We start from the raw sequence: 503 nt of genomic DNA, 5'->3' as shown, positions 1-503 counted from the left end.
TAACTGAGCCGGTAAGCGGAATTTAGCGTGTCGCACTAGCCGGTCGATTTTTCTTTGCTCACGCGTATCAATTTCATGAGTGAGCAATAAACTGACGCGCTCTATAAAGCTTTGCTCTTGATATAAATTTGGCTGTTCAAGCTGCTGCTTGAGTGCTTGCTTTATACCCGATAACTTGAGTAGTTGAAGTTACTGGTTAATGGTGTCTATCATGATTCATTTCCTTAATGGTAATACTGTGTGCCGCGTATGTTGCTATGTGTAATTGGCTTTTCTGGCTCTGTTTGCTGTGTGGGTAACGGTTGTTGATCCAACCCTTTCTTCAGCATCTGCTTTATTGATTTAAGTGTGGTCGTATTCATTATGATCGCGCGATAACACGCTTGCTCAAGCCGCTCTTTTGAATAGATTTTAGCTAAACTTAACACCCCTAAACAGGCGCGATAAGCGTGCTCGGGGTGACGCCGTCCACTGAGCTGTAACTCAACAACTTGGTGGGTATA

1 protein-coding gene and 1 pseudogene are annotated in these 503 nt (G+C 43.7%); both read right to left on the bottom strand.

Annotated elements, in window-relative coordinates:
• Positions 1-213 (bottom strand): annotated as a pseudogene (locus tag H5200_RS23425) (ATP-binding protein); the annotation flags it as partial.
• Between the two features lie 11 nt (positions 214-224).
• Positions 225-503 (bottom strand): BTB/POZ domain-containing protein (locus tag H5200_RS23420; protein WP_404936387.1); only part of this gene is annotated, 279 nt, incomplete at its 5' end.

Source organism: Pseudoalteromonas sp. SG43-7 (assembly GCF_014164295.1).
Lineage (GTDB): Bacteria > Pseudomonadota > Gammaproteobacteria > Enterobacterales > Alteromonadaceae > Pseudoalteromonas > Pseudoalteromonas rhizosphaerae.
Note: the sequence above shows the minus strand (reverse complement) of the source record. Positions and strands in the feature narration are given on the sequence as shown.